Consider the following 301-nt stretch of genomic DNA (forward strand, 5'->3'; position numbering starts at 1 on the left):
GTGAAATCGAGCGGACGACCCACTCGTACCCGACGTAGAGTGCGAGGCCGAGACCGGTTGCCGTCGACGCGAGTCCGACACTCCCGAAGTAGAATAGTGGATTGTTTGTCTTCGCCCGTCGGTACAGTTCGAGGAAGATGATGCCTCCGTCGCGGATTGGATGGAGGTTCGTGTTCGACCCACTCGGCCGGGGATAGTACGTCGTGGGGACGACAGTCGTTTTGAACCCGCGTTTCGCGCACTCGACGGCCATCTCCGTCTCGATACCGACCCCGTCCGACGTGAGCGTCATCTGGAGGAA

1 pseudogene is annotated in these 301 nt (G+C 60.5%); it reads right to left on the minus strand.

The window, feature by feature from the left end:
• A pseudogene (locus tag AUR66_RS00425) lies at nucleotides 1-301 on the minus strand (S-layer glycoprotein N-glycosyltransferase AglJ); the annotation flags it as partial.

Origin of the sequence: Haloferax profundi (genome assembly GCF_001469865.1) — an archaeon.
Classification (GTDB): domain Archaea; phylum Halobacteriota; class Halobacteria; order Halobacteriales; family Haloferacaceae; genus Haloferax; species Haloferax profundi.